23 protein-coding genes and 2 tRNA genes are annotated in these 24,993 nt (G+C 52.0%); 8 read left to right on the top strand and 17 right to left on the bottom strand.

The annotated features are described in order from the left end of the window. From flhF to ACFQ1T_RS10255, 5 genes are read left to right on the top strand one after another with little or no spacing between them, the layout of a single operon-like run. Positions 1 to 1,350 carry a flagellar biosynthesis protein FlhF gene (flhF, locus tag ACFQ1T_RS10275; protein ID WP_379076237.1) on the top strand — a complete coding sequence of 450 codons (1,350 nt, stop codon included), beginning with the start codon at positions 1 to 3 and terminating at the stop codon, positions 1,348 to 1,350. Further along, positions 1,343 to 2,134 carry a MinD/ParA family ATP-binding protein gene (locus ACFQ1T_RS10270; RefSeq protein WP_194747603.1) on the top strand — a complete coding sequence of 264 codons (792 nt, stop codon included), beginning with the start codon at positions 1,343 to 1,345 and terminating at the stop codon, positions 2,132 to 2,134. The genes flhF and ACFQ1T_RS10270 overlap by 8 nt, the downstream gene beginning before the upstream one ends. 17 nt (positions 2,135 to 2,151) lie before the next feature. Next, entirely contained in the window at positions 2,152 to 2,886 is a 735-nt protein-coding gene (locus ACFQ1T_RS10265; RefSeq protein WP_275355227.1) for an RNA polymerase sigma factor FliA, read from the top strand. Then, positions 2,886 to 3,638 (top strand): flagellar motor protein, encoded by a 753-nt coding sequence (locus tag ACFQ1T_RS10260; protein WP_194747605.1) that lies wholly within the window; start codon positions 2,886 to 2,888, stop codon positions 3,636 to 3,638. Before ACFQ1T_RS10265 ends, ACFQ1T_RS10260 begins: the two co-directional genes overlap by 1 nt. After that, the gene (locus ACFQ1T_RS10255) at positions 3,638 to 4,573 is read left to right on the top strand and encodes a flagellar motor protein MotB (protein ID WP_379076928.1); all 936 of its coding nucleotides are present in this window, start codon (positions 3,638 to 3,640) and stop codon (positions 4,571 to 4,573) included. Before ACFQ1T_RS10260 ends, ACFQ1T_RS10255 begins: the two co-directional genes overlap by 1 nt. Positions 4,574 to 4,632: 59 nt before the next feature. Here the strand turns inward: ACFQ1T_RS10255 and ACFQ1T_RS10250 are convergent, their stop codons facing one another. The 7 genes from ACFQ1T_RS10250 to smc form a co-directional block, all read right to left on the bottom strand. Continuing rightward, positions 4,633 to 6,894 (bottom strand): putative bifunctional diguanylate cyclase/phosphodiesterase, encoded by a 2,262-nt coding sequence (locus ACFQ1T_RS10250; protein ID WP_379076232.1) that lies wholly within the window; start codon positions 6,892 to 6,894, stop codon positions 4,633 to 4,635. 331 nt (positions 6,895 to 7,225) lie between these two features. Further along, on the bottom strand, positions 7,226 to 7,840 hold the full coding sequence (locus ACFQ1T_RS10245; RefSeq protein ID WP_379076229.1) for a protein-methionine-sulfoxide reductase heme-binding subunit MsrQ: 615 nt from the start codon (positions 7,838 to 7,840) through the stop codon (positions 7,226 to 7,228). Between the two features lies 1 nt (position 7,841). Then, positions 7,842 to 8,789, bottom strand: a complete 948-nt coding sequence (gene msrP / locus ACFQ1T_RS10240) for a protein-methionine-sulfoxide reductase catalytic subunit MsrP (protein WP_194747608.1) — start codon at positions 8,787 to 8,789, stop codon at positions 7,842 to 7,844. A 177-nt stretch (positions 8,790 to 8,966) separates the two neighbouring features. Then, positions 8,967 to 9,788 (bottom strand): tetratricopeptide repeat protein, encoded by an 822-nt coding sequence (locus ACFQ1T_RS10235; protein WP_338654122.1) that lies wholly within the window; start codon positions 9,786 to 9,788, stop codon positions 8,967 to 8,969. A gap of 59 nt (positions 9,789 to 9,847) precedes the next feature. Continuing rightward, positions 9,848 to 11,932, bottom strand: a complete 2,085-nt coding sequence (ligA, locus tag ACFQ1T_RS10230) for an NAD-dependent DNA ligase LigA (protein WP_379076925.1) — start codon at positions 11,930 to 11,932, stop codon at positions 9,848 to 9,850. 2 nt (positions 11,933 to 11,934) lie between these two features. Next, a complete protein-coding gene (locus ACFQ1T_RS10225) occupies positions 11,935 to 13,368 on the bottom strand; it encodes a cell division protein ZipA C-terminal FtsZ-binding domain-containing protein (protein WP_379076225.1) in 1,434 nt (477 codons plus the stop codon). A 52-nt stretch (positions 13,369 to 13,420) separates the two neighbouring features. Beyond that, the gene (gene smc / locus ACFQ1T_RS10220) at positions 13,421 to 16,930 is read right to left on the bottom strand and encodes a chromosome segregation protein SMC (protein WP_379076222.1); all 3,510 of its coding nucleotides are present in this window, start codon (positions 16,928 to 16,930) and stop codon (positions 13,421 to 13,423) included. Between the two features lie 79 nt (positions 16,931 to 17,009). On the opposite strand from smc, the gene queF reads away from it, so the two are divergent. After that, positions 17,010 to 17,456: a preQ(1) synthase gene (queF, locus tag ACFQ1T_RS10215; protein ID WP_379076219.1), complete on the top strand. Its 447-nt coding sequence runs from the start codon at positions 17,010 to 17,012 to the stop codon at positions 17,454 to 17,456. A 162-nt stretch (positions 17,457 to 17,618) separates the two neighbouring features. Here the strand turns inward: queF and ACFQ1T_RS10210 are convergent. The 3 genes from ACFQ1T_RS10210 to ACFQ1T_RS10200 all read right to left on the bottom strand — a co-directional run bounded on the left by ACFQ1T_RS10210 (position 17,619) and on the right by ACFQ1T_RS10200 (position 18,572). Further along, positions 17,619 to 17,694: transfer RNA gene (locus ACFQ1T_RS10210), tRNA-Glu, on the bottom strand. A gap of 89 nt (positions 17,695 to 17,783) precedes the next feature. Further along, positions 17,784 to 17,859: transfer RNA gene (locus tag ACFQ1T_RS10205), tRNA-Ala, on the bottom strand. A gap of 182 nt (positions 17,860 to 18,041) precedes the next feature. Continuing rightward, positions 18,042 to 18,572: a glutathione peroxidase gene (locus tag ACFQ1T_RS10200; protein WP_228518728.1), complete on the bottom strand. Its 531-nt coding sequence runs from the start codon at positions 18,570 to 18,572 to the stop codon at positions 18,042 to 18,044. Positions 18,573 to 18,793: 221 nt separating this feature from the next. On the opposite strand from ACFQ1T_RS10200, the gene ACFQ1T_RS10195 reads away from it, so the two are divergent. Together ACFQ1T_RS10195 and queD are read left to right on the top strand one after the other, a co-directional pair. Continuing rightward, positions 18,794 to 18,967, top strand: coding sequence for a hypothetical protein (locus tag ACFQ1T_RS10195; RefSeq protein ID WP_194747616.1), 174 nt, complete (start codon positions 18,794 to 18,796; stop codon positions 18,965 to 18,967). Positions 18,968 to 19,037: 70 nt separating this feature from the next. Further along, a complete protein-coding gene (gene queD / locus ACFQ1T_RS10190) occupies positions 19,038 to 19,484 on the top strand; it encodes a 6-carboxytetrahydropterin synthase QueD (protein ID WP_194747617.1) in 447 nt (148 codons plus the stop codon). A 13-nt stretch (positions 19,485 to 19,497) separates the two neighbouring features. Here queD and rfbD read toward each other — a convergent pair whose 3' ends face one another. The 7 genes from rfbD to ACFQ1T_RS10155 all read right to left on the bottom strand — a co-directional run bounded on the left by rfbD (position 19,498) and on the right by ACFQ1T_RS10155 (position 24,977). Next, on the bottom strand, positions 19,498 to 20,415 hold the full coding sequence (gene rfbD, locus ACFQ1T_RS10185) for a dTDP-4-dehydrorhamnose reductase (RefSeq protein WP_379076214.1): 918 nt from the start codon (positions 20,413 to 20,415) through the stop codon (positions 19,498 to 19,500). A gap of 39 nt (positions 20,416 to 20,454) precedes the next feature. Then, complete coding sequence (gene rfbC, locus ACFQ1T_RS10180; protein WP_338654139.1) at positions 20,455 to 21,000, bottom strand: dTDP-4-dehydrorhamnose 3,5-epimerase; 546 nt, start codon at positions 20,998 to 21,000, stop codon at positions 20,455 to 20,457. After that, positions 21,000 to 21,881 carry a glucose-1-phosphate thymidylyltransferase RfbA gene (rfbA, locus tag ACFQ1T_RS10175; protein ID WP_379076210.1) on the bottom strand — a complete coding sequence of 294 codons (882 nt, stop codon included), beginning with the start codon at positions 21,879 to 21,881 and terminating at the stop codon, positions 21,000 to 21,002. The genes rfbC and rfbA overlap by 1 nt, the downstream gene beginning before the upstream one ends. Then, a complete protein-coding gene (gene rfbB, locus ACFQ1T_RS10170; RefSeq protein ID WP_379076207.1) occupies positions 21,881 to 22,966 on the bottom strand; it encodes a dTDP-glucose 4,6-dehydratase in 1,086 nt (361 codons plus the stop codon). Before rfbB ends, rfbA begins: the two co-directional genes overlap by 1 nt. A 122-nt stretch (positions 22,967 to 23,088) precedes the next feature. Next, positions 23,089 to 23,769, bottom strand: coding sequence for a DNA polymerase III subunit epsilon (gene dnaQ / locus ACFQ1T_RS10165; protein WP_275355277.1), 681 nt, complete (start codon positions 23,767 to 23,769; stop codon positions 23,089 to 23,091). A gap of 13 nt (positions 23,770 to 23,782) precedes the next feature. Then, a complete protein-coding gene (gene rnhA, locus ACFQ1T_RS10160) occupies positions 23,783 to 24,208 on the bottom strand; it encodes a ribonuclease HI (protein WP_194748425.1) in 426 nt (141 codons plus the stop codon). Next, positions 24,198 to 24,977 (bottom strand): class I SAM-dependent methyltransferase, encoded by a 780-nt coding sequence (locus ACFQ1T_RS10155; protein WP_275355281.1) that lies wholly within the window; start codon positions 24,975 to 24,977, stop codon positions 24,198 to 24,200. The genes rnhA and ACFQ1T_RS10155 overlap by 11 nt, the downstream gene beginning before the upstream one ends. Positions 24,978 to 24,993 lie beyond the last annotated feature (16 nt).

Raw genomic sequence — 24,993 nt, 5'->3', positions numbered from 1 at the left:
ATGAACATCAGAAGATTTTTTGGCAAAAACGCACGTGAAGCCCTGGCTCAGGTCAAGCAGGCCCTGGGGGAAGATGCCATTATTGTTGCGAATCGCAGTGTCAACGGTGGGACCGAGATCATGGCCATGCTGGAGTCGGATGTCGATGCCAGTGCGAGCCAGGCAAATGCTGAGCAAGGCAGCGAGCAAACCCGCAGCCTGCTTGATTTTGTGCATGCCAAAGAGCAACCCCGGCAAGCAACCCCAGTACCGGCGCCGCGCGCCGTTCAGCCGCCGGCAGCCACGGTATCTGAAGAGGCCAGTGTCAACGAATCGGCCATCATGGACATGCTCAAGCAGCACAGTGAACAACAAGAGCATGCGTATCAGCTGGCAACACAAACGCTGGAAGAAAAAATGCAAGGCATGATGGTGGAAATGCGCCAGATGCGCAGCCACTTTGAAACCCAGATGAGTGCCATGACCTGGCAGCATCATTTACAACATAGTCCTGCCAAATCAAAAGTGCTGGGCACCCTGCTCGCTGCCAACTTCAGTGCGTCGCTTTCACGCCAGATTGCCGAAAAAATGCCGCAACACATTGATGTGAATAAGGCGCCAATGTGGGCCAAAGAAGTGATCAGCCGCAATTTGCATACGCTGGACGACGAAGATGCTTTGCTGGACCGCGGCGGTATCTATGCCTTGGTCGGCCCGACCGGGGTAGGCAAAACCACCACCACGGCCAAACTGGCCGCCCGCTATGTAATGAAGCATGGCACCCAAAACCTGGGCTTGATCACCACTGACAGCTACCGGATTGGCGGCTACGAGCAATTACGCATTTACGGCAAGATTCTGGGCGTGATGGTACATGCGGTCAAAGATGAAGAAGACTTAAAAATAGCCTTAAACGAACTCAAGAACAAACATATGATTCTGGTGGATACCGTAGGCGTCAGCCAGCGTGACCAGGCGGTGACTGAGCAACTTTCCATGCTGAGCCGTGCCGACAGCCCGATACAGAAACTGTTGTGCCTGAATGCGACCTCAACCGGCGATACCTTGACTGATGTGATGCGTAGCTACAAAAAGCATGATATCGCTGGCTGTATCGTCACCAAACTCGACGAAGCGGCTGCGATTGGCAATGTACTGGACGTGTTGATTCGCGAACGCATGCGCCTGTTTTACACCACCAGCGGTCAGCGTGTGCCAGAGGATATCGAGGTTGCAGACAAGCAAGCCCTGGTCGAGCGCGTGTTGACACCACACCAGGCCAGCCTGCCCTACCAGTATCTGGATGAAGAGTTACCGCTGGTGATCTCCAGCATGATGCAAACCGCCAGCCAGGAGCAGCCACATGTTTAATTACCGTGACCAGGCGGACGGCTTGCGCCGTATCATGGCCAAAACCTCTGCCCGCATTATCAGTGTGATTGGGGCCAATGGCCAGCCAGCCAGCCAGTGGATGCGTCAACTGGCGACCAGCATGCTGACGCCAGAACAGCGTTTGTTGCTGGTGCACGCGCACCGCCAACCCGCGATGACACATTCCCTGCAAGGCATCGCCGTGCAACGCCAGGCCATCCAGCGGGGCATTTTCAAACACCCGCAAGGCTATGACCTGACCTGTTTGGGCGAAAATGACCTGTTAACCTCGCCTTTATCTCACGATTTAAAAACGCAACTCAACGGTATAGTGGAGCAACTTGCGTACGATTACGACACTGTGATGATTGAAGCACAACTGGATAGCCAAGACTACAGCCTGCTGCTGCCGGTAATTGCCGCGCATGAGCTGGTGATCCAAATGGATAGAAGCGAAGCCGCCATTAAGTCGGCATATGCGACCATCAAGCACATCAGCCAGCAGCATGGGCAGATTCCGTTGGGTGTCGTCGTGACAGACGCTAACCATGATCAAGGCAATCAGTACTTTATGCGCCTGAACCAGGTGTGCAAACAATTTTTGGGCATCACGCTGGAGTTCATCGGGGCCATGCCTGCTGAAACCGCCAAGGCAGTCACTGCCAACCCTGGGCGCGCGACTGCAGAAGTGAGCAAACAGCTTTCCAGCACACTGGCGTTTAAAACCGTCGCCCATCGTCTAGAACAACAACGGATTTCCATGCCATCCATGGCTGTTGCCTAAAGTCAAAAAGGAAAAACATGTATACCGCTAAAGGCACGACTCAAAATACCGATCAGATGCTCAAAATGCATAGCGGCCTGGTCAAGAAAATGGCGTATCAAATGAAGGCCAAGCTGCCCTCCTGCGTCGAGCTGGATGACCTGGTGCAAGCGGGCATGATCGGCCTGATGGACGCGATACAGCGTTACGAAGATACGCATGGGGCACAATTTGAAACTTACGCCTCTCAGCGCGTACGCGGCGCCATGCTGGATGAATTGCGCGGTGCCGACTGGCTGCCGCGCGGTATCCGCAAAAACATGCGCGATATCGAGTTGGCTGTGCAGCAACTGGAACAAAAACTGGGTCGCCCGCCAACTGAATCCGAAATCGCCAAGCACATGAATTTTAGCCTGGAAGATTACTACGAGGTCTTGAGCGACTGCCAGGGTCACCAGCTGATTTATTACGAAGATTTTCAGGACGATGACGGTGGCGAGCACTTTCTGGATCGTTATGTGGACGATGATAGCAGCGACCCGGTGAAAGCCCTGCTCGAAAGCGACTTCCGTGAAGCCTTGATTGCCTCTATCGACAACTTGCCAGAGCGCGAAAAGATATTGATGGGCTTGTATTACGAGCAGGAGCTTAACCTCAAGGAGATTGGCGCCATCATGAATGTGTCCGAATCACGCGTTTGCCAGCTGCATAGCCAGGCGGTCGCCCGCTTGCGTGCCGCCATGCGTGAAAAAGCCTGGACCGGAGTTGCCTGATGGATTGGGGTAGCCTGGCCGGACTGCTGATTGCACTCGGCGGCCTGGTCCTGGGCCAAGTCATAGAAGGGGGCCACCTCAACTCCCTGATGCAACCTGCTGCCTTTGCCGTGGTTATTCTCGGCACGACTGGCGCCGTCTTGCTGCAAACCGAACTCAAAGTGTTTATCAAAGGCCTGCGCATGTTGAAGCTGGCCTTTGTCCACCCACAAGATGACCGTAAAAAACTCGCCGTTAAAATCAATCAATGGAGCCAGCAGGCGCGCAAAGAAAGCGTGCTGTCTCTGGAAAGCTACATCAAGCGTGAGCAGGATCCTTTCGTACGCAAGGGCTTGCAATTGCTGGTGGACGGCACCCCGCCTGACCGCATCCGCGAAGTCTGTGCCATTGATATGTATTACTACGAAATGCAACAGCGCGACGCTGTCAAAATCTGGTCAGCGGCAGGCGGCTATGCGCCCACCGTAGGCATTCTGGGTGCGGTGCTCGGCCTGATTCATGTCATGGAGAATCTGTCTGACCCAAGCAAGATCGGTAGCGGCATCGCAGTGGCCTTTGTTGCCACCATTTATGGTGTAGCGCTCGCCAACCTGGTGTTTTTACCCATCTCCAATAAACTCAAAGGCCATGTCCAGCATGAAATGTCCAGGCGCGAAATGCTGCTCAATGCCTGGGTCTCCATCGCACGGGGCGACAATCCAAAACTGGTCAGTGAGCGGCTGGAATCTTATCTGCATTTGAGACAATCGTGATGTACAGACGCCACAAGCTCGAAGATGAAGAGGAAAGCCACGAACGGTGGCTCATTTCTTATGCAGACTTCATTACCCTGCTGTTTGCTTTTTTCGTCGTCATGTATGCCACCTCCAACATTAACCTGAATAAATACCGCGCCCTCTCCAGCTCGGTCGTCACTGCGTTTCAGGGGCAACCGGGGGCTGTCGGCCAGCCGCAGAATATGCCACAGGGCTTACAAACGCCTGGATTGCCAGTTCCAGGCGTGCAGAATCAAAATGGACAAGTCCCAAGTGCGGTGATGAAGCCTTTGCCGCTCAGCTATCTATATCAGGAAAAAAAACAGCGTGATCAGGAGAAAATACGCGCCATGGCTCAGCAACTGGCCAACACGCTGGCGCAATGGATAGAGCAAAAACAGATCATGGTTTACCAGTCAGACTTGGGGGTGGAAATGGATATTTCCACTCATCTGCTGTTCCAGAACAATCAGGCGGCATATACACCACAGGCCAGCCAGATACTGCACATCATCAGCGCACAACTAAAAAATGAATACCGTACCCTCCAGGTTGAAGGGCATAGTGACAAGCACACCTTCAGTGGCATGGTTGACGCAGAAAGCAAGCGTTGGACATTGACGGCGACGCAGGCAGCACGCGTCGCAGCAACACTGGCCGCCGATGGCATCGCCGCCAAACGGCTTTCAGCCCTTGGCCTGGCAGAAACAAGGCCGGTCTCCAGCAGTGACAACAATCTGGCGCAATCGCTCAACAGCCGTATCACCCTGCGCATCCTCACCGCAGAGGCAGGTGAGCAACTCACCACCAATCTGGCGAACCGCCAGGAAGTCTCGCCAGCCGAGCCAGAAGCAACCGCAGAGATTCCAACGATGGCAACGCCAGCTACTTTGCCATCAGCAATGACAAACAAGCGCAACAGTCAGCCTTGACCTTGGCTGTGCGGCCGTAAAAGTTATTTTTTAAACCATCCCCTTTTAGGGCATCATTTCTAAACCAGCGCTTGTTGCAACCAATCATTAAATGCGTCTATTGGCATGGGTTTACCAAACAGGTAACCCTGGTAGCGGCGGCAACCATTGTTTAGCAACAGCTCCAGTTGTTCTGGGGTTTCAACCCCTTCGGCAATCACGCCGAGGTACATGCTCTGCGCCATGGCAATAATGGTACGCACAATGGTGCGGTCATGACTATCGGTCACAATATCATTTACAAATGAGCGGTCTATCTTGAGTTGATACAGTGGCAATTTTTTCAGATATTGCAACGAAGAATAGCCGGTGCCAAAGTCGTCTAGGGAGAACTGGATGCCTGACTGGCTGAGCTCTGTCATGATGCGTACCGCATCGTCCACATTTTCCAAAAGCAGGCTTTCGGTTAACTCCAGACGCAAGGCATTAGGATTGATTTGATGTCGCTGTAAACAGGCTTTGACCATGGCGGTGAAATTGGCCTGACGGAACTGACGCGCGCTGATATTCACCGACAAACTGAGTTCACGTGTTTTTTGTGCCCGTTGCCAAACGGCAATTTGTGCACATGCCTGGTCGAGTACCCACATGCCGATTTCAACAATCAGGCCACTGCTCTCGGCCACCGCGATAAATTGCAGCGGTGAAATGAGGCCTTGGGTGGGGTGTTGCCAACGTAGCAAGACCTCTGCACCAAACGGCCGGCCGGTGTGGTCCACTTGCACCTGATAATAAACCCGCAACTGTTGCTGGACGATGGCTTCGCGCAGCTCGGCTTCCAGGCGCGCTTGCGTCGCAATCTCGGTCTGCATGCCAGGCTCATACAGACAGGCATGGTTGCGGCCAGACTGCTTCGCTTTGTGCAAAGCGATGTCCGCGGCTTTCACATAGTCCGTTTCATCCATGTCTGTCCCGCTAAAACTGCACAAACCCATGCTGGCGGTCACCGGTAGCTTGAGTCCTGCCACGTTAAACGGCCGTTGCAGGGTTTTGTGCAATTTGCGCTGCAAGGCCCAGACCTGTTGTACCGCCTTGTCCTTTTGAGTCGACAGCCCGGAAAGCAGAATCAGAAACTCATCGCCGCCCATACAGGCAATAAAATGCGGTTGTGCCGCCTTTTGCAGGCGCTGCGCCACTTGCTGCAACAGCGTATTGCCTGCGTTGTGGCCATGGGCTTCATTCACCCATTTGAAATGGTCGAGGTCGATATAAATGAGACCGCCATGTTGCTCTGCGGCGGATTGATGACGCAAGGCATGCAATACTTCATACATTTTTTTGCGGTTAGGCAAGCCGCTCACCGGCTCAAGATAGGCCAGGGTTTGCATCGACTGCTGTGACAAATGGCGATCCACGACGATGCTGACCAGTCTGGCCGCCTGCCCGATCAGGGATTGCTCAGCGGCTGTAGGCAGTTGTACCTGACGCGAATACAAGGCAAACGCCCCGAGCACTTCCCCCGCAGCATTAAGAATAGGCTCTGCCCATCCACCCTGCACTCCCGAAGCCTGTGCTGCCGTTCGGTGGTACTGCCAGTAAGGATGGATCATGACATTTTCAACCATCACGCGCTGGCGCGTGGCGATCGCGGTGGCTAGAGAGCCGTTACCGGCCTCCAGCTTGAGCTGTTGCAAGGTTTGCAGTAGCGGAGATGGCAAACTGGGCGCGATCACGGTTTGTACACGTTGCCCCAGATCCTGCGTCAGCACGATGGCACAAAAGGTCTCGGGATGCAGCGCTTCGATCTCGCCAACAATCCAGGCCAGGATGTGTTCGGTGTCCTGTTCTTTAAGAATCAGCTCCAGCATAGAAAACTTGAAGCGATCATAGTCTCGCACTCGTTGTTTTTCTTGCTGGTAAAGCAAGGCAGCTTGATGCGTCTGACTCACATCCCGCACCAGCAGCAAACAACGTGGCTCGTTTTGCCCATGCAAAAAATAATGCACTCGACACTCTAGCCACTGCACTCCCAGCTGGTCGCAGGCAATCTGTATGCATTGTTGGGTGGTCTGATCAGTGGCGGGCGTTAACAGGGCTTTTATCAACGCATGACTTTCGGCGGGTAAGGCTTGCCAAAGGCCGTTGCTATTCAAGACTTGATGCGCTGGTGTAGTCGCAGCTGGCCCTTGCGCTAACACAGACAAACAATCACCGGCGGCATTGGTCTCAACCGCCAGGTAATACTGGGCCGGATCAAGCAAATCAGACCACTGTTCAAGAAGCACACACAGTGCAGGATTGGCCAATATTGAAGCACTTGGCTCAGAGATTACTGAAGACATCGCAAACTTTCACAACTGCAGTGCACAATCTCTGTCCCTCCAACGCAGGTAAATACGCTGGTCATGAGATGGCACACCCCCGAAGAATATTTTTAGAATAGCACTACCAATGGATGGCTGCGCATTATATTTACAATAATGTGTCCAAAAAGCAGTGCGATGTCAAGCACAGATACCTTAACACTTGTCTGGCTGCAAGCAAGTTCGCGGGTAGAAACAGTGCGCGACCATCCCCCTCCCCGGCCTCACTTTGGGGTAAATCCGGCGATTGGAGTTCGTCCCACGTAAGATGGCTTTGCATCATAAAAAATCAAAGAAAAATCGCCCAAATCTACTTTCTACTAAAGACAGGCAAACGCAAGAGCATGATCAAGCCAAACACCCCGCTGTAAATGATCGGTTCGGTCAGGTCTTTTTTGACCAGCCACCAGAAATGCAGCAAGGCCAAGACCGCAATCACATACACCAGTTGATGCAATGTTTTCCAGCGCTGTTTAAGGGCATGCATGGCTGCCTGGTTAGAAGTAGCCGCCAACGGCACAGTCAATAATAAAGCCAATGCCCCAACCAGCACATAGGGATGCTTGACGATATCTTTGACCATGTCCGACCAGTCGAACTGATAATCCAGCCAGACATAACTGGTCACATGCAAACTGACATAGGCAAACATCCATAACCCTAACAGGCGCCGCACGGCGATCAACCAGCCTAGACGGGTGAGAGATTTAAGCGGTGTCACACTCAGTGACAGTAACAAAAATACCAGTGCCCACGTGCCGGTCGAACGCTCAATAAATTCAACCGGATTCGCCCCCAGGTCATTGGTAACCCCCAGATAGACCAGGCGCAGTATCGGCAGTAATGCGCCTAGCCAAACCAGCATCTTCACCGCCTTGATGCGGTCTTTCACTGAAAGAGAAGGCCATGTGAATAAAGGACTCATATTAGAAATTTTTCTTCAAGTCCATGCCTGCATACAAGCTGGCGACTTCTTCATAACCATTAAACAGCTTGGTTTTCACGCGCCCGGCAAACAGTCCTGCGCCGATACGCTTCTCTGAGGACTGCGTCCAGCGTGGATGATCGACTTGCGGGTTTACGTTGGCGTAAAACCCGTATTCACGCGGACTCGCCCGCATCCAGGTTGTCGTTGGCATCTGCTCTACAAAGCGAATGGTAGAAATGGCTTTGGCCCCTTTAAACCCATACTTCCATGGCACCACCAGACGCACTGGTGCACCGTTCTGATTTGGCAAGACCTTGCCATACAGTCCCACCGCCAGAATCGTCAGTGGTTGCATGGCCTCATCCATACGCAACCCCTCCACATAGGGCCAGTCCAGTATCGGCATGCGCGCGCCAGGCATATGCCGGGGGTCGTTATACGACACAAATTCAATATACTTTGCATTGCCGGTCGGTTGCGCCCAGTCAATCAGCGCCTTGAGTGGCAACCCTATCCATGGGATGACCATAGACCACCCCTCGACACAGCGCATACGATAAATCCGCTCTTCAAGCGGTGCCAGCTTCATCAGTTGCTCAATGCCTATGGTTTTCGCTTGCTTGACCGCACCTTCTATCTTGATGGTCCATGGCGTCGGCTTGAACAGCACCGCCTCGCGCGCCGGGTCTTCTTTGCCGGTGCCAAACTCATAATAATTATTGTAATTGGTCACGTCCTGCAAAGCGGTGAGCGTCTCCTCCTTGCCATAGGCGGTTTTTTGAAACTCCAGCGTTTGCGCTGCCTGTGCCGTGGTTGGCAACCACAAACTGGCAGCGGCGATACCAGCAGCCTTGATCAAGGTCCGGCGTTGTTCAAACAGCGCTTGCGGCGTGATTTCTGAGGGTAAGATTCCGCTGGGGTTGCTGCGGTGAGGGTCAAATTGCATGTTGTTTCCTGTGTGGTGACAATTGTAAGTTTGTCGCGTATGACAGGAAAACCTTACAGGGGATTCCAAATAAAAATAAATCTTTAACTGCCAGGGAAGTTTGACAGGGCTAAATGCGTCACTTGAGGCCCTTAACTGGGCCTCAAGCGCAAATCATCCAGTTTGATTGGGAATGCTTTACTTTGCCTGTGTCAACAAGGCGTCCAGTTCAGCATCTTTTAATTTGGCGGCAATGGTACGGGCTTGCTGCAGTAACTGTTGCGCAGCCGCATGATCCCCTTGTGCCTTTTTTGAAGCGGCCCATTGAATGGCGGTCTTGGCTTCATAAAATTCGCCGCCATTGTCATGCGCATAGTCCATCAAGCGCTGGTAGGTTTTGTCTGCCCCGACAAAGTCTTTTTTATCGGTAAACAATTGCCCCAAAGTCAGGCTGGCTTCAGCATATTGGTCAGGGGTGCCTGATTTGCGCAGCATCAGGACACCTTTGAGCTGATATTCAATCGCTTTTTCAGCCTGTTTTAACTGCTGATAGGTCATGGCTTCGTGGATATAGCTATCCGCGCGCTCGTCGTCGTTCAAGGAGAGCTTTTCGCCGGCTTCAAATGATTTGAGCGCGTCAGCATACTGCTCCATTTCAAAATAGGCTTCGCCGATGAGGTTGTGGGCAACGCGGGCATAGCGGCGCATGTTTTGCTGCTCGCTAAATTTCAATGCTTGCTGATAACTCTCCAGCGCTGCGGCATGCACTTTGGCTTCCAGCTGCGCATTGCCCAACAACATATGCGCCGCAATCAGATCCAGCCCTTCCGGCTTGAGGCTGAGTGCCTGTTTAAAGCTCTGCTGGGCGGCGGTGTTATCCCCTAAACCCGATTGCGCGCGGCCTTTGCAAAGCCAAAATTCAGCCTGTTTTGCATGCTGCTCCGCAAGTTTGACGGCTTCAGCGTATTGATGTTTTTGGACGGCAGTATCGCAGGCATCTAATGCAGCATCCTTAGCCATTGATTCATTGATAATCAATAGATTAACAGCCAAAATTAAAGTTAATTTTAAGTTCATATTCAGAATAAACTCGATTGTTTTGAGAGAGGTTCGATTGAATCAGAGGGCGTTTCCGTTGTCGTGTCATCTTCAGAAGCGGCCTGTAACATGACGAGCAATGCAGCTTCATCCAGAATGGCGATATTCAGTTGCTGCGCTTTTTCAAGTTTGCTGCCCGCCTCTTCTCCGGCCACCACATAACTGGTTTTGGCCGAGACACTGCCGCTGACCTTACCGCCCGCGGCTTCAATCATCGCTTGGGCTTGGTCACGCTTGAGCGTAGGCAATGTGCCAGTCAGCACAAAGGTTTTGCCAGCAAACGGGGTCAAAGCGGCCTTTTTTTCAATGTCGGCCCAATGCACACCTAAATCGCGCATGGCGGCGATCACTTCGCGGTTATGCGGTTCCTGAAAGAACTGATATGCAGCTTCCGCCACAATCGGCCCGACATCCTTGACTTGCGTGAGTGCGGCTACATCGGCCTGCATCAAGGCATCAAGATTGCCAAAATGTTGTGCCAGGTCTTTTGCAGTGGCCTCACCCACATTGCGAATCCCTAATGCATAAATAAATCTGGGCAAGGTCGTTTGCTTGCTTTTTTCAATGGCTACCAGCACATTTTGTGCAGATTTTTCTGCCATCCGTTCAAGGTCGCTGAGCATGGGCAGGGTCAAACGGTAAATATCATCCAGATGATGGACGAGTTCGCGTGCAACCAGCTGGTCTACCAGTTTCTCACCCAGGCCCTCAATATCCATGGCACGGCGTGAAGCAAAGTGTGTAATGGCCTGTTTACGCTGTGCCGGGCAGATCAATCCGCCAGTGCAGCGTGCCACGGCTTCATCCTGCGGACGGACCACATGCGAGCCACATTCCGGGCAGACGGCAGGCATGACAAAGCGGCGCGCATCTGCCGGGCGTAATTCTGTTTTAACCGAAACAACCTCTGGGATCACATCCCCTGCCCGCCTGACAATCACGGTGTCGCCGATCTGGATATCCTTGCGCCTTAATTCATCCTCGTTATGCAAGGTGGCATTCGTGACCGTCACGCCGCCTACAAATACGGGTTTCAATCTGGCAACAGGGGTAATCGCGCCAGTACGGCCCACCTGCACAGAAATATCTTCAACAATGGTCGTTGCCTCTTCGGCCGGAAACTTGTGTGCCACCGCCCAGCGCGGCGCACGCGAAACAAAGCCTAGGCTGGCCTGCAAGGCAAAGTCATTCACTTTGTAGACCACGCCATCGATGTCAAATGGTAACTGGTGCCGTTTTTCGCCAATCTCGGCATAGTATTCACGCAACCCCTGAGCGCCTATTTTCACCGCGCGCAAATCACTGACAGGAAAACGCAAGTCAGCCAGGTATTGCATGGCTTCAGAATGAGTATTTAATTCCGGCACGCCTATGCTGGCGCCCAGACCATAGGCAAAGAAATGTAGAGGGCGTTTGGCGGTAATGTGAGGATCCAGCTGGCGCAAGCTACCTGCTGCGGCATTGCGCGGGTTGGCAAACAGTTTGCCTTTTACCGCCGCCTGCTGCTGATTGAGCTTCTCGAAGTCTCTTTTCAACATCAAGACCTCGCCGCGCACCTCAAGTAAGGCTGGTGGCTGCGCAATATTCAAGCGGCTGGGAATGGCGCGTATGGTTTTGAGGTTGTGGGTGACATTCTCCCCCGTATACCCATCACCACGGGTCGCGCCCTGCACAAATAGCCCGTGCTCATAGGTCAGGGTAATCGCCAGGCCATCAAATTTTGGCTCGACGGCATAGGCCACCACGGCCTCCCCGGTACCTTCACGCACTCGGCGGTCAAACGCTTCTAGCTCGTCGTCTGCAAAGGCATTATTCAGGGAAAGCATGGCTTGCCGGTGTTGCACGCTTTCAAAAGCAGCCAGCGCCTTTCCCCCTACCCGCTGGCTGGGGGAGTCCGCAGTAATCAGCTCTGGATATTGCTGCTCAATCTCGACCAGCTGGCGGTAGAGGCCATCATATTCACTATCGCTGACCAAGGGCGCGTCCAGCACATAATAGTGATAGTCATACTCGGCAATACGTTGCTTGAGCTGCTGCAACGCCAGCGCAGCCTCTTGCATGGACATCATCAGGAGAACAGGCGCTTGGCATGGTTACTACCGGGGATAATCCCCTGCGTCGCCATTGCATTAGAGATATTTTTGAGTTGCTGGCGGATTTTATCCAGCTGTGGATCACCAATCGCTTTGCGGTTGACGTCAATCAGGGCGGCATTGAGGCTAGTCGCCAGATGACGTGCAATTTCGACCATCTGGTCAAACACCTGCAAACTGTCAGGCGTAGTAGGAATATCCAGCTGGAAAGTCACCCCAGTCATCACTGCGGATTTCAACATATCTGCAGAAAATGGCTTGCCCTCGTAATTACGTACTGAAAACACTAATTGACCGTCAGCATTCAATAACTCGAAGCGGCCTTCGGCACTCAGCTGCATGCCGCAAGCTTCAGCCAAGCCACGCAGCTTGGTCGCATGAAACATGCCCTGGTTGGCTAACACATGAAATTCAACGGCTTTATCAACGTCGATACAGAAAGCATCTATCGCTTGTGCTTGTAATGCAGGCTCATATCCGCCCTGCCATACCACAGTCAGGCCCAAGGCTCTGGCCAATGTTTCCATGGACTTCTGAAAGCGCTTGAGCGTTTCCTGATCAACCGGACCGCCACGGTCAGCCAATTGCAAACTGCAAGCGACCTGACTGGCTGGCGTTTGTGTTTGCATGGCGGCAGCATCCAGAGCCAATACATCCTGCCACTCGCCTGTTGTTGCGCTCTGCGCCCAGAGGGTGGCATGTTGTGGGAACGTACGTACCTCAGCTTGCATATCTTCCAGCTCAACCAACATGACGCCTAGCGGCGCATCAATCAAGCCGATCCAATCCATAGAGGGGTGCACTTCAGCAGGCAAGTCCGGCAGTGTCGTGGACACGGAAGCCGGTTCTGCCGATGGCATCTCTTCCAAGGCCTGGACTGGCGGTACTTCAAAAGCAAAAGTCGGTTGCTCTGCCACCACAGCCGGCTCTGGCACTGCGACTGGCGGTTGATAAGCCGACACCTGTGGGGTGACCGGTTCTGGCTTGGTCACATTGATCACTGGCTCATGAATCGGTTGAACAGGCGCTGTTTTAACTGGAGAAGTGGCAGGCGCTGGTTTTGGTTTAAGCTTGGCGGGTTCTGCGGCTTTTGCCGGGGGGGGATTGGAAAACTCCGGCTCAACTTTAACAGAAGGTTGAGCTGAAGGCCGCATGCCGGTTTGGCGGACACGGGGCTCAGACATCCAGCCCTCCACCTCCTCGGACACAGGGGCGGTATCCACGGCAGCTTTCTTGGCAGCCTCTTTGACCTTGGCAGCAGGCTCGCCATCCAGTAAATCGCTACGGGTATGACTAAAACGGTATTCAACGTCTCTACGATATTTTTTTTCCTGCCACCAGTTAAATACAACCACTGCCAGAACGATGCTGACCCCGAGCAACACCAATATCATCCACAAATCAGACATGTGACTTAACAATCCTTTATAACGCTTGCATTATGATACAACAAAACTGGCGCTAAGCCGCATGCATGCGGATGGCCTCTTCGATATCCACATCGACAATCCGTGACACGCCCGACTCTTGCATGGTGACCCCAATTAGCTGTTCAGACATCTCCATCGTGATTTTGTTGTGAGAAACAAACAAGAATTGGGTTTTTTCTGACATCACGCGCACCAGTTGGCAGAAACGCTCGGTGTTGCTGTCATCCAGCGGGGCATCCACCTCATCCATCAGGCAAAACGGTGCCGGATTTAACCTGAACAGCGCAAACACCAGCGCCATGGCCGTCAGCGCTTTTTCGCCCCCGGATAATAACTGGATGGTCGTGTTTTTTTTGCCTGGCGGTTGCGCAAAGACTTGCACGCCGGTATCCAGAATTTCATCACCCAACAGCACCAGCTTGGCATTGCCGCCATTAAACAAGGTATTAAATAATTCGCCAAAGTGACGGTTGGCTTCATCAAAGGTTGCGCGCAGTTTTCCGCGGGTTTCGCGGTCTATTTTCTGGATCGCCTCTTCCAGCGTTTCGCTGGCGGTGAGCAGGTCTTGCAGTTGACTGTCCAGATACCCTTTACGCGCCTGCTCGCTGGCTAATTCTTCAATCGCAGCCAGATTGACCGCGCCGAGTTGCTGGATCTGCTGTTGTAACCTTTGGGTCGTTTGCGCCAGTGTTTCGGCTTTGCTGTCTTGATTTAGCCCTTGTTGAAGCATGGCTTCATCCAGACCCATTTCAGACAAAGACTGCTGGCATTGCTCGACTTGCAGCTGGCAGGCCTGCTGTTTAAGTCTTTGTTGCTCAACGGTGTCGCGCAAGGGATGCAATTGCTGCTCGATTTGCATGCGCTGACGCTCTTCTGTCTGCAAAACGGCTTCTTTCTGCGCCAGATCGTTACGCACATGCGCCAGCGCCTGCTCACAAGTGTGCTGCTTGTCCAAGGCCTGTGCCAAATGTACCTTCAAGGTTTCCATGGCACTGACGGCGAGCGTTTGCTCGGTTTCTTGCAGGCGTAATTGCAAATGCTCACGCTCTTGGCTGAGCTGACTCAAGCGGTGCTGCAAATCATTGACAGCATTTTGCAACAGGGTTTGCTCGAATACTTGTGACTGATGCGCTTTTTCAGCCTGCTGTACGCTGTCACGCGCATCAAAATAGGCTTGCTCTGCATGATGCTTGAGGGCCTGTGCTTCGCGCGCCGCCTGTTCCAGGCTGGCAAACTGCGCCTGATACTGCGCGATCCTGGCTTGCGCTTGCGAAAGCTCGTCATTGAGACTCTGCTGCCGTACCTGCAGCGCAGACAGGTCTTGTTGTAAGGCGGTTTGCCTGCGCGACGCGTTGTCATAGGCCTGCTGCAAGCTTGACTGTTGCATCTGCGCCTCATGCATGGCTGCGGTATATTGTTTGATCCGTGGATGTGCCTGCTGCTGTTGCAAGCGCAACTGTTGCAGCGCCTGTTCAATCAGTTGCACCTGCTGTTGGGTGTGATTAACCGCAGCTTGCGCGGCTTCCAAACCGGCCTGTAACTTGTCCAGTTGCTGCTGCCGCTCCAACACGCCTTGCATGGCATTCTGGCGGCCATGATAAACCACGCTATAGCGTTGATAGAGATCCCCTTGCTTGCTAAGCAGACTCACGCCTGCCGGGAGTTGCGATTGAAACTGGCCCACTTGGGCAACATCCTCAATCACGTAAATACCCATGAGCCAGTGCTGCAAGGCACCAGCCATTTCCAACTGCTTGAGCGTGAGCAAACTATATAAGCTGGGTAATCCTTGCCAATGGTCTGGCAAGCTATCGCTGGCCGTTCCAGGCATGGCTATGGCTAAAGCGGCTTGCGGATGCGGTAATGTAGCCAACATCGGCAAAGATTCAGTGAGCAAGGCATTCAGTTTATAGCCCAGGACCGCTTCGAGCGCGGGCTGCCATGTGGCATCCACCTGTACCGCCTGCCACAAACGCGCCGCTGATTGCAAACCGCTTTGTTGCAACCAGGGCCCTAGTTGCTGGTCTTGCTTGAGGCTTTGCTGCAACTTTTGCAAAGACTGGATTTCGGCTTCAAGCTGGTTCAGCTGGCGTTGAGCCTGCTGCCAGTCTTGCCTGGCTTGCAGCAACCGTTGCTGTTGCTGCTGTTCATCTACCCGCCATTGTTGTAGCTGCTGTTCTTCTTGCTGCAACTGGGCCTGCTGTTGCGCCTGCTGCTGCTTATACCCCTCCAAGGCCTGCATATCTGGCAAGGCCCAGGCTGATAGCTCACCTTGTAACTGTTGCAAGCGCTGGCTGGATTCCGAAAGATTGCGTTGCAAAAACTGTACGTTATTCTGCTGCAGTTGCATCTGCTGGCGGCATTGCTGCACTGCTTGCTGTGCTTCACTGGCGGCTTGCTGTATGCCTTGCAACTGTAATGACTGTGCAGGCAAAGCCTGTTGCAAGGCTTGCAACTGCTGCGCTTGTCCGGTCAGCGCTTGTTGTGCGGAGGCGAGTGCCGTGGTTTTTTCGTCCAGTTGCTGTTGTAACTGCGCTTGCTGCTGGCTACCACGCTCAATCTGCCCCTGCAGCTGTTGCTGCTGTTGCAGCAGTCTTAAGCGGGCCTCTTCCGATTGCTTGACTTGTAAATCCAGATTGGAAACTTGCGCGTTGGCCTCGTAAAAGGCCGCCTGTGCCGTATGCAATTCGCCTGATGCGGCCTGATGCTGCTGTCGAGCCTGCTCCAAAGCCAACTCGCAACGCCTTAACGCCGCAACTTTCTCCTCCAGCGCATTCACTGCGTGCGCTACCGCTTGTGAAGCGGCCTCGTAAGCCAGCACAGCATCTCGCTTGCGCAACCACCACCATTGCGCCTCAGCCAGTTGGTACGCCGCTTGCAGTGACTGATATTTCTGCGTCACCACGGCTTGCGCCTCCAGCTTGAGAATCTGCTTGTTCATCTCGCGTGAAATATCTTCCACGCGCGCAAGATTCTCACGTGTATCACGCAGGCGTAGCTCTGTTTCACGCCTGCGCTCTTTATATTTGCTGATCCCTGCGGCTTCTTCGAGAAATACGCGCAGCTCTTCTGGCCGGGCTTCAACAATACGTGAAATCGTGTTTTGACCGATGATGGCGTAAGCACGCCCCCCAAGGCCGGTGCCCAAAAACAAATCTGCCACATCCCGACGGCGTACCGCAGTGTTATTAATATAGTAGCTTGAGCCCTTATCGCGCTCGATTACACGCTTGACCGAGATTTCGGCATATTGATTCCACTCGCCACTGGCACCACCCAGGCTGTTATCAAAAATGAGCTCGACACTGGCCCGCGAAATAGGTTTGCGATGCGAAGATCCGTTAAAAATCACTGCATCCATGGCATCGGCGCGCATTTCCTTGGCGGAGGATTCGCCCAGCACCCAGCGGACCGACTCCATGACGTTAGACTTGCCACAGCCATTTGGCCCTACCACGCCCACACGCTGCCCATGCAGGTGGATGGTCGTTGGATCAACAAAAGACTTGAACCCCGCAAGTTTTAAATGTGTCAGACGCAAAGTAAGTAAACTGCTTATAAGAATTTGAGTGGTCGCTTAAGCGTTATAATACCCATTTTTAAGACGAAACATGCGCACAATGAACGAACATTTACTTGGTGGGAAACCCACTGCACAACCGACTAAAACACTGGAAACCTTTGAAAATCCCAATTCGCAGAGAGACTTCCATATCCATATGGAAATTCCAGAGTTTACCTGCCTGTGTCCAAAAACCGGTCAACCTGACTTTGCGGTGATTTATCTGGACTATATTCCCAACAAGTTATGTGTTGAGCTCAAGAGTCTTAAACTTTACATGTGGTCATTCCGCGATGAGGGCTGCTTCCATGAAGCGGTCACCAATCAGATTCTGGATGATCTAGTCTCTGCCATAGACCCAAAATTTATGCGCGTAACCGCCAAGTTTTATGTCCGTGGTGGCATTTTCACCAATGTGGTGGCCGAACATCGTGCCCCAGGCTGGCAGCCAGAACCTTTTGTCGAGCTCTCTCAGTTTTCTGCGCAAAGTAATATACGCGGATAAGCCATTTGACCATGCAAAAAAACAAAAGCCCGGCAATGCCGGGTTTTTTACTGCGTAATCTGTACGCAGCTTTACACCATAGCCTTAAAGAAGCTTAAGCTTTAATAAGCAGGTGATTTAAATAAATATGAAATTTAAAGCTAGAAATCACTGAGTGATTTTTGGCGTCCCCACGGGGATTCGAACCCCGGTCGCCTCCGTGAAAGGGAGGTGTCCTAGGCCTCTAGACGATGGGGACCTAAGAAATTTAACAACCCGTGCATTATACCAGTTTTTCAAATAATTAAAATATTTATTTTTTAAAAAAATTCAATATTTTCAATCACTTGGTGGAGATAAGCGGGATCGAACCGCTGACCTCTTGCATGCCATGCAAGCGCTCTCCCAGCTGAGCTATACCCCCAAATCTCTGGTATTGCAGTTCTTTGTTTTGCAGTGCAATTCAAAGAAGGCGCCATATTAATGATGCCCAGATATCTTGTCAACGACTTTGATAAGAAAACATGAAAAAAACTTTATATCGTTTTGTTTTATGAGGCCCTGCCTTGTTTTGCTACAGAGCCTGCCGTAAAAACCTTGAGAAACTTACTTGAGATGGGGTTTGATCTTGCCGAGAATTTCTTCACTTTCCGGACGTGTCATACTGTTAAAAGAATAGACCTTCTGCCCGCCTGGCAAAATCAGATATTTGTAGAAATTCCATTGTGGTGCCTGCCCTGTTTGTTTGATCAGTTGCTGATAAAGCGGATTGGCGCCACTTCCAGTCACGCTGGACTTTTCAACCATAGGAAACTTGACCGAATAAGTCAGCTTGCAAAAGTCGCCAATCTGCTTGTTGTTGCCAGGCTCCTGACGGAAATCATTGGAGGGGAAGCCAATCACCACCAGCCCTTTATCTTTATATTGCTCATACATGGCCTCCAACGCTTCAAACTGTGGCGTGAATCCGCATTTGCTGGCAGTGTTCACAATGAGCACTGGCTTGTCCTGAAATTGACAAAAATCGACAGTTTGACCTTGCAGTGTCTTAAACTGGTGCTGGTATAACGGTAGACATTCTGCCTCAGCCATGGATACCCCCCCCAGGGTTAAAAACATCAATATAAAACTGCGCATTGCATCTCTCCAAATAGTTATGATTGTGTTATGCCTTTGTAGACAATGTGTTAGCTTGATTGTTCTCAATTAAGTTTTCATATTTTACTTTTTTTAATAGGTGCCGTTAACCTTCTTGTAAGGAACCTTTGCCATGCTTGGCACAGTCTATGCTAAAGATGTTCTAAAGCAATTTGATACTGACAGGTTTTGTTAACAGAATAACGTCATGGGAGATCATCATGTTACAAAAAGCAGCACCTAACGATAAATTCAAGAAAATCGATCAAATGCTCGAAGACTTTGCCGGCGATGAAGTCGATGATTATGACAGTGGCTATGGTAGCTATGAAAAAAGTCATAAGCACTACTCTGCCGATGAAGATGCATTGATGAATATTGATGATTTGTATTGATGCATGCACTTGCATTTGCAATCCGTGATCGCGCATCAGCGTGAGCCGTGGTTGCTGATATAATGGCGTGATGGAAATTACTACACGCTTGGAATTCGATGCGGGCCATCGCATTCCTGATCACAAGAGTCAATGCCGTAATCTGCACGGTCATCGCTACGCAATTGAAATTACACTGTCTGGAGAGGTGATTCAGGCAGAGCATGCCTCTGAAAATGGGATGGTAATGGATTTTGCCGATGTAAAAAGAATTGCCCGTGAAACCATTGTCGATCGCTGGGACCATGCTTTTCTGGTCTACCATGGCGATACGGCGGTGCTGGATTTTCTAAACAGCTTGCCCAATCACAAGACCGTGGTGTTCCCAACCATCCCGACGGCAGAAAACATGGCTGCGGAAGCCTTTAAGCTGCTCAAGGCCCAATATCGTGATACCTTCGGCAATCAGCTCAAGCTGGTAAGGGTTCGCCTTTACGAAACGCCCAATAGCTGGACGGACGCATTCGATCAGAAATAGTCTGCGATCAGAATTAATTTTCCAGCGCACTCAACGCTGGCATGACTTGCGCAAGTGATGTGTCCCATCCCGGCAAACGCACACCAAACACCTGCTCCAGCTTATTACTGACCAGCCTTGAGTTTTGGGGGCGTCTGGCAGGCGTTGGGTATTCTGCAGTTGATATGGCTTGCAGCGCTTTAAGTAGCAAGGCGGGCCAGCCCTGTTGTAGCGCCAGCGCTTGATACTGCGCCACAATCTCACTGGCAAAACCATACCAGGTGGTTTCACCTCGATTCACCAAATGATAAATCCCGGTTTGTTCAGCGTTGTGCGGATGCCAGCGTTCAATTAATTGCGCGACCGCTTCAGCAATTGCGATATCGGCCGTGGGGGCGCCATGCTGGTCTGCCACAATGCGTAGTTGTTCCCGACTCTGTGCTAACCGAATGATGGTTTTGAGGAAGTTCTTGCCGTAGCTGCCATAGACCCAGCTGGTACGCAGGATGAGATGCGGAAGGCCAACCGCAGCAATCGCCTGCTCGCCTGCAAGTTTGCTGGCGCCGTAAACACTGACTGGATTAACTGCGTCAGTTTCAAGGTAAGCTGTGGCTTTGCTGCCGTCATATACATAGTCAGTCGAGAAATGGATCAGCGCTGCATTCACTCGTGCGGCTTCTTCTGCAATGATTTGTGGGGCCGTGGCGTTGATGGCAAAGGCAAGTTCACGCTCGGTTTCGGCCTGGTCTACCGCGGTATAGGCGGCAGGGTTAATAATCAGGTCTGGTTTGACCTGGCGGATGACTTGTCGGATGTGCACTGGCTGACTGAGGTCCAGTTGTTGGCGGGTACAGCTGATTAGCTGTACTTGAGCAATGGGCTGTTGTTGCAGCTGTGCGGCAAGTGCATGCCCCACTTGACCATTGACGCCTGTTAACAGGATTTTTTTCATATGCGTGAGCAAGGTCCGAATCAAAGAATATGCTAATAATTAGTCAAATTTGGGCGCCTGTGCCCAGGGGAGCCCTTGCTGATCTTTGGCAGACAGGCTGGGGGGCATGTCCAACGGCCAGTCTATGCCAATCGTCGGGTCATCCCATTTAAGGCAGGCCTCATATTGTGGCGCATAGTAATCCGTTGTTTTATACAGAAAGTCAGCCGTGTCAGAGAGCACGACAAAGCCATGCGCGAAGCCAGGCGGAATCCATAGCTGACGGTGATTGTCAGCGCTTAAATGCACGCCTTCCCATAATCCAAAGGTCGCAGAACTCTGACGCAGATCGACCGCGACATCAAACACTTCTCCGGCAACCACTCTCACCAGTTTTCCCTGCGCTTGCTGGACTTGATAATGCAGACCGCGTAATACGCCTTTGGCCGAACGGGAATGGTTATCTTGCACGAATGTCACATCGAGCCCTGTGGCTTGTTTAAAGGCTTGCGCATTGAAGCTCTCTATAAAGAAGCCTCGTGCATCGCCGAATACCTTGGGTTCTAGAATCAACACCTCTGGAATTTTGGTCGCAGTCACCAGCATTAAAATACCCGCTCTTTTAAAATCATCTTCAAATGCTGTCCGTACCCATTCTTGGCATATTTATCCGCCAGTTTGTCCAGTTGCTCTGCATTGATAAAGCCCTGGCGATAGGCGATTTCTTCCAGACAGGCAATCTTCAGGCCCTGACGCTTTTCAATCGTTTGAATAAAGCCACTGGCTTCCAGCAGTGATTCGTGGGTACCGGTATCCAGCCAGGCCATGCCACGCCCCATGACTTCGACATTGAGGTCCCCAGAGGCCAAATAATGCTTGTTGACGTCAGTGATCTCGAGTTCGCCACGGGCCGAGGGCTTGAGGTTCTTGGCAATCTCAACCACGCGCTGATCGTAAAAATACAGCCCAGTCACCGCATAGCGCGATTTGGGTTGTGTAGGCTTTTCTTCCAGGCTGATGGCCGTGCCGTGCGTATCAAACTCGACCACGCCATAGCGCTCGGGGTCGTTGACCGGGTAGGCAAACACGGTGGCGCCCTGCTCGCGTTTACCGGCAGTCATGGCCATGTCACCGAGCTCATGCCCGTAAAAAATATTGTCGCCGAGCACCAAGGCGCTGCTGTCGTTACCAATGAACGACTCGCCGAGGATAAAGGCCTGTGCCAGCCCATCGGGTGAAGGTTGTACCTGGTACTCAATGCGCATGCCCCACTGGCTACCATCGCCCAGCAGTTCTTTAAAGCGTGGCGTGTCCATCGGGGTAGAAATAATCAACACTTCCCGGATGCCTGCCAGCATGAGTGCCGACAGGGGGTAGTAGATCATGGGTTTGTCATACACCGGCAACAGTTGTTTGGAGACGACTTGCGTCACTGGATATAAGCGGGTGCCGGAGCCACCGGCCAATACGATGCCTTTTCTTGCCATTATGCCAACTCCTCGCCACGTTCATGGTAGTTTGTACTGAGCCAGTGCTGGTATTCACCGCTGGTGACGCGTTCCACCCATTGGGTATGCTCCAGATACCAGCGCACCGTTTTACGGATCCCGGTTTCAAAGGTTTCCTGAGGTTTCCAGCCTAAGGTCTGCTCGATCTTGCTGGCGTCAATGGCGTAACGCAGGTCATGACCGGGACGGTCTTTGACAAACGTAATCTGGTCGCGGTAGCTGCCTTGTGCTTTGGGCTGCTCCTGATCGAGGATGTCGCACAGCGTATGTACAACGTCCAGATTGGTTTTCTCATTCCAGCCACCAATATTGTATGTCTCGCCAGGCAGGCCCTTGGCCAGCACTTCACGGATGGCATTGCAGTGGTCTTCGACATACAGCCAGTCACGGATATTGCTACCATTCCCATAGATCGGTAAGGGTTTGCCAGACAAGGCGTTATGAATCACTAACGGAATCAGTTTTTCCGGGAAGTGGTAAGGGCCATAATTGTTGGAACAATTGGTGGTGAGGGTCGGCAGGCCATAGGTGTGATGATAGGCACGCACCAGATGATCTGAGGCCGCTTTTGAGGCTGAATATGGACTGTTAGGCTGATAAGGGTTGGTTTCCTTGAATGCTGGATCATTGGGTTCCAGTGAGCCATAGACTTCATCGGTAGACACATGCAGGAAACGGAACGACTGCTGCGACTCTACCGGCAATGCTTGCCAATAGGCCCTGACCTCTTCAAGCAGGTTAAACGTACCGACCACATTGGTCTGGATAAACGCATCCGGCCCGTGGATAGAGCGGTCTACATGACTTTCTGCAGCAAAATTAAGCACTGCCCTGGGTTTGTGGGTTTCCAGCAAAGTTTTAACCGCAGCGCGGTCACCGATATCCGCATGAATGAAGACATGGTCCGGGTCGTGGCTAATCTCAGCCAGATTCTCCATGTTGCCGGCATAAGTGAGCTTGTCCAAATTGACCAGTTTACCCAGCTTCAGCTTTACCCAGGCATTGACGAAATTGCTGCCGATAAAACCGGCACCCCCGGTCACTACAATGGTGTCTGTGTGCATAGAATCTCTGCTTAATAGTTGTCACAACTTGGAAATATCTTTTGATACTACCGCAAGCATCTGGAATGTAAAGAGTGAATAAACGCAGCAGAGCCGCATCAAATCACAACAAAAGACGGTCGTCACCAGGGCGAGGCACCAGACTTGCTGAGACTTTCTATATATTGCTGATGGCTGGCCAACTCCTCTTCGCTAGGCGGCAATCGCTTCATTGCAGAAAAGTCGACCTCAATATGGCTTTGCATGGTTTGTTGCTCGGAGGTTGAGAGTTCCATCAACAGGCTCTCTTGTCCGCGCGTCATGGCAATGTAGACATCGGCGAGCAATTCCGCATCGAGCAAGGCGCCGTGCAAGGTCCGCTGTGAGTTATCGATACCGTAGTGGCGGCACAAGGCATCCAGATTGTTACGCTGGCCGGGACGCATTTCCTTGGCCATTTTCAAGGTATCAACGATACCACTGACGAATGACGGCAGCGGGTCCATGCTAAGCCTGGACAACTCCATATTGAGGAAGCCGACATCAAACGGAGCGTTATGAATAATGAGCTCTGCACCACGAATAAACGCAATGAAATCCTGTGCAATTTGCGCAAAAAGCGGCTTATCCTGCAAGAACTCCAGCGAAATGCCATGTACTTCCTGCGCACCGGCATCAATCTCACGCTCGGGATTGATATACAAGTGAAAGTGACGCTGGGTTGGTCGGCGGTTCAACATCTCGACCGCCGCAATTTCAATAATTCGATGTCCCTGATCGGGATAGAGGCCAGTGGTCTCGGTATCGAGGAAAATCTGTCTCATTTAAGCTACACTCCTATCCTATCGCCACGGTTAATACACCTTGATTTGCCAAAGCATCCGCACGCTCGTTGCCCTCGTTGCCAGCATGCCCTTTCACCCAAATCCATTCAATCTGGTGAGGCTGGGCGATGACATCCAACTGTTGCCATAAGTCCGCATTTTTAACCGGTTTTTTATCCGCCGTACGCCATTGCTTGAGCTTCCAGCCTGCCAACCACTCGGTCATGCCTTTTTGCACATAGCTGGAATCGGTATACACTCTGACATGCGAGGGTTTCTTGAGCGCCTGCAAGCCTTGAATCACCGCCGTCAGCTCCATACGATTATTGGTGGTCAGCGCTTCGCCACCATAGAGGGATTTTTCGTGCGAGCCCGCTTTAAGCCATACGCCCCAGCCACCGACGCCAGGGTTGCCCTTGCAAGCACCATCAGCGTACATTTCTATCCATTGTTGATTCGACATCCGCGCATTCTAACTGCTTTTGGCCGTTTTTTTGTATGCTGGAACGGCCTTTTCTGACCTGCAACGCCGGATTCAGCGGCAACATTTTCCAGTCTGGTTTTAACAAACGGATGTTGAGCACTCTTTTTTTGGCGATCAGGAAATAAATGCCACCACTCATGCCACACAAGCGTGGCCCCCACCGTTCCAGGCAAGACTGGCGCGCCAGCCAGTCAGGATCATTGAATGGAAAAGCGTGCATCAAATAACCACTACGCACGACCTCAAATCCCAATACACTCAACCAGTCACGAATGCGCCAGGCTGTAAACAATCTGCTGAAACCGCCTGCCTGCCTGAATTGCCCGACTCTGGCGCGCATGCCTAAACAACTGGCAGGGCTAATCCCGGTCAGCACCAAACTACCTTCAGGCACCAGTACCCGAAACACTTCGCGTAACGTCTGCTGTGGATCCGCACACTGCTCCAGCACATGGGGCATGCAGACCAAGTCAACTGAATTTTCGGCAAATGGCAAAAACTCGCTTTCGCATAATAACGATGCATTGGCCGAGGCGGTTAGCTGTAGGGAGTGTTTGTAAGGAATCCGACACTGCTCGAGCAGGTCATGCGCAGACCATCCGATCTGCAGAGCATGAAAGCCGAACACATCAGCCACGGCCTGCGCGTACAAAGGCGTTTCACGCGCGACAATATATTGACCCAGAGGCATTTGTTCAAAGAACACTGACTGGCTTGATTGCAAGATAGATTCCCTCACG

The sequence above is a fragment of the Methylophilus glucosoxydans genome, from assembly GCF_042676145.1.
Taxonomy (GTDB): Bacteria; Pseudomonadota; Gammaproteobacteria; order Burkholderiales; family Methylophilaceae; genus Methylophilus; species Methylophilus glucosoxydans.
This window is presented reverse-complemented; position numbering and strand designations above follow the sequence as displayed.

Coding starts and splice junctions, on each gene's coding strand:
- dnaQ (WP_275355277.1), bottom strand. CDS start 23,769: ATGAGACAGATTTTCCTCGATACCGAGACCACTGGCCTCTATCCCGAT.
- ACFQ1T_RS10270 (WP_194747603.1), top strand. CDS start 1,343: ATGTTTAATTACCGTGACCAGGCGGACGGCTTGCGCCGTATCATGGCC.
- rfbA (WP_379076210.1), bottom strand. CDS start 21,881: ATGGCAAGAAAAGGCATCGTATTGGCCGGTGGCTCCGGCACCCGCTTA.
- rfbC (WP_338654139.1), bottom strand. CDS start 21,000: ATGCTGGTGACTGCGACCAAAATTCCAGAGGTGTTGATTCTAGAACCC.
- ligA (WP_379076925.1), bottom strand. CDS start 11,932: ATGTCCATGCAAGAGGCTGCGCTGGCGTTGCAGCAGCTCAAGCAACGT.
- ACFQ1T_RS10245 (WP_379076229.1), bottom strand. CDS start 7,840: ATGAGTCCTTTATTCACATGGCCTTCTCTTTCAGTGAAAGACCGCATC.
- ACFQ1T_RS10235 (WP_338654122.1), bottom strand. CDS start 9,788: ATGGCTAAGGATGCTGCATTAGATGCCTGCGATACTGCCGTCCAAAAA.
- ACFQ1T_RS10260 (WP_194747605.1), top strand. CDS start 2,886: ATGGATTGGGGTAGCCTGGCCGGACTGCTGATTGCACTCGGCGGCCTG.
- ACFQ1T_RS10255 (WP_379076928.1), top strand. CDS start 3,638: ATGTACAGACGCCACAAGCTCGAAGATGAAGAGGAAAGCCACGAACGG.
- msrP (WP_194747608.1), bottom strand. CDS start 8,789: ATGCAATTTGACCCTCACCGCAGCAACCCCAGCGGAATCTTACCCTCA.
- rnhA (WP_194748425.1), bottom strand. CDS start 24,208: ATGTACGCTGATGGTGCTTGCAAGGGCAACCCTGGCGTCGGTGGCTGG.
- queF (WP_379076219.1), top strand. CDS start 17,010: ATGAACGAACATTTACTTGGTGGGAAACCCACTGCACAACCGACTAAA.
- rfbD (WP_379076214.1), bottom strand. CDS start 20,415: ATGAAAAAAATCCTGTTAACAGGCGTCAATGGTCAAGTGGGGCATGCA.
- ACFQ1T_RS10265 (WP_275355227.1), top strand. CDS start 2,152: ATGTATACCGCTAAAGGCACGACTCAAAATACCGATCAGATGCTCAAA.
- queD (WP_194747617.1), top strand. CDS start 19,038: ATGGAAATTACTACACGCTTGGAATTCGATGCGGGCCATCGCATTCCT.
- ACFQ1T_RS10195 (WP_194747616.1), top strand. CDS start 18,794: ATGTTACAAAAAGCAGCACCTAACGATAAATTCAAGAAAATCGATCAA.
- ACFQ1T_RS10250 (WP_379076232.1), bottom strand. CDS start 6,894: ATGTCTTCAGTAATCTCTGAGCCAAGTGCTTCAATATTGGCCAATCCT.
- rfbB (WP_379076207.1), bottom strand. CDS start 22,966: ATGCACACAGACACCATTGTAGTGACCGGGGGTGCCGGTTTTATCGGC.
- flhF (WP_379076237.1), top strand. CDS start 1: ATGAACATCAGAAGATTTTTTGGCAAAAACGCACGTGAAGCCCTGGCT.
- ACFQ1T_RS10200 (WP_228518728.1), bottom strand. CDS start 18,572: ATGCGCAGTTTTATATTGATGTTTTTAACCCTGGGGGGGGTATCCATG.
- ACFQ1T_RS10225 (WP_379076225.1), bottom strand. CDS start 13,368: ATGTCTGATTTGTGGATGATATTGGTGTTGCTCGGGGTCAGCATCGTT.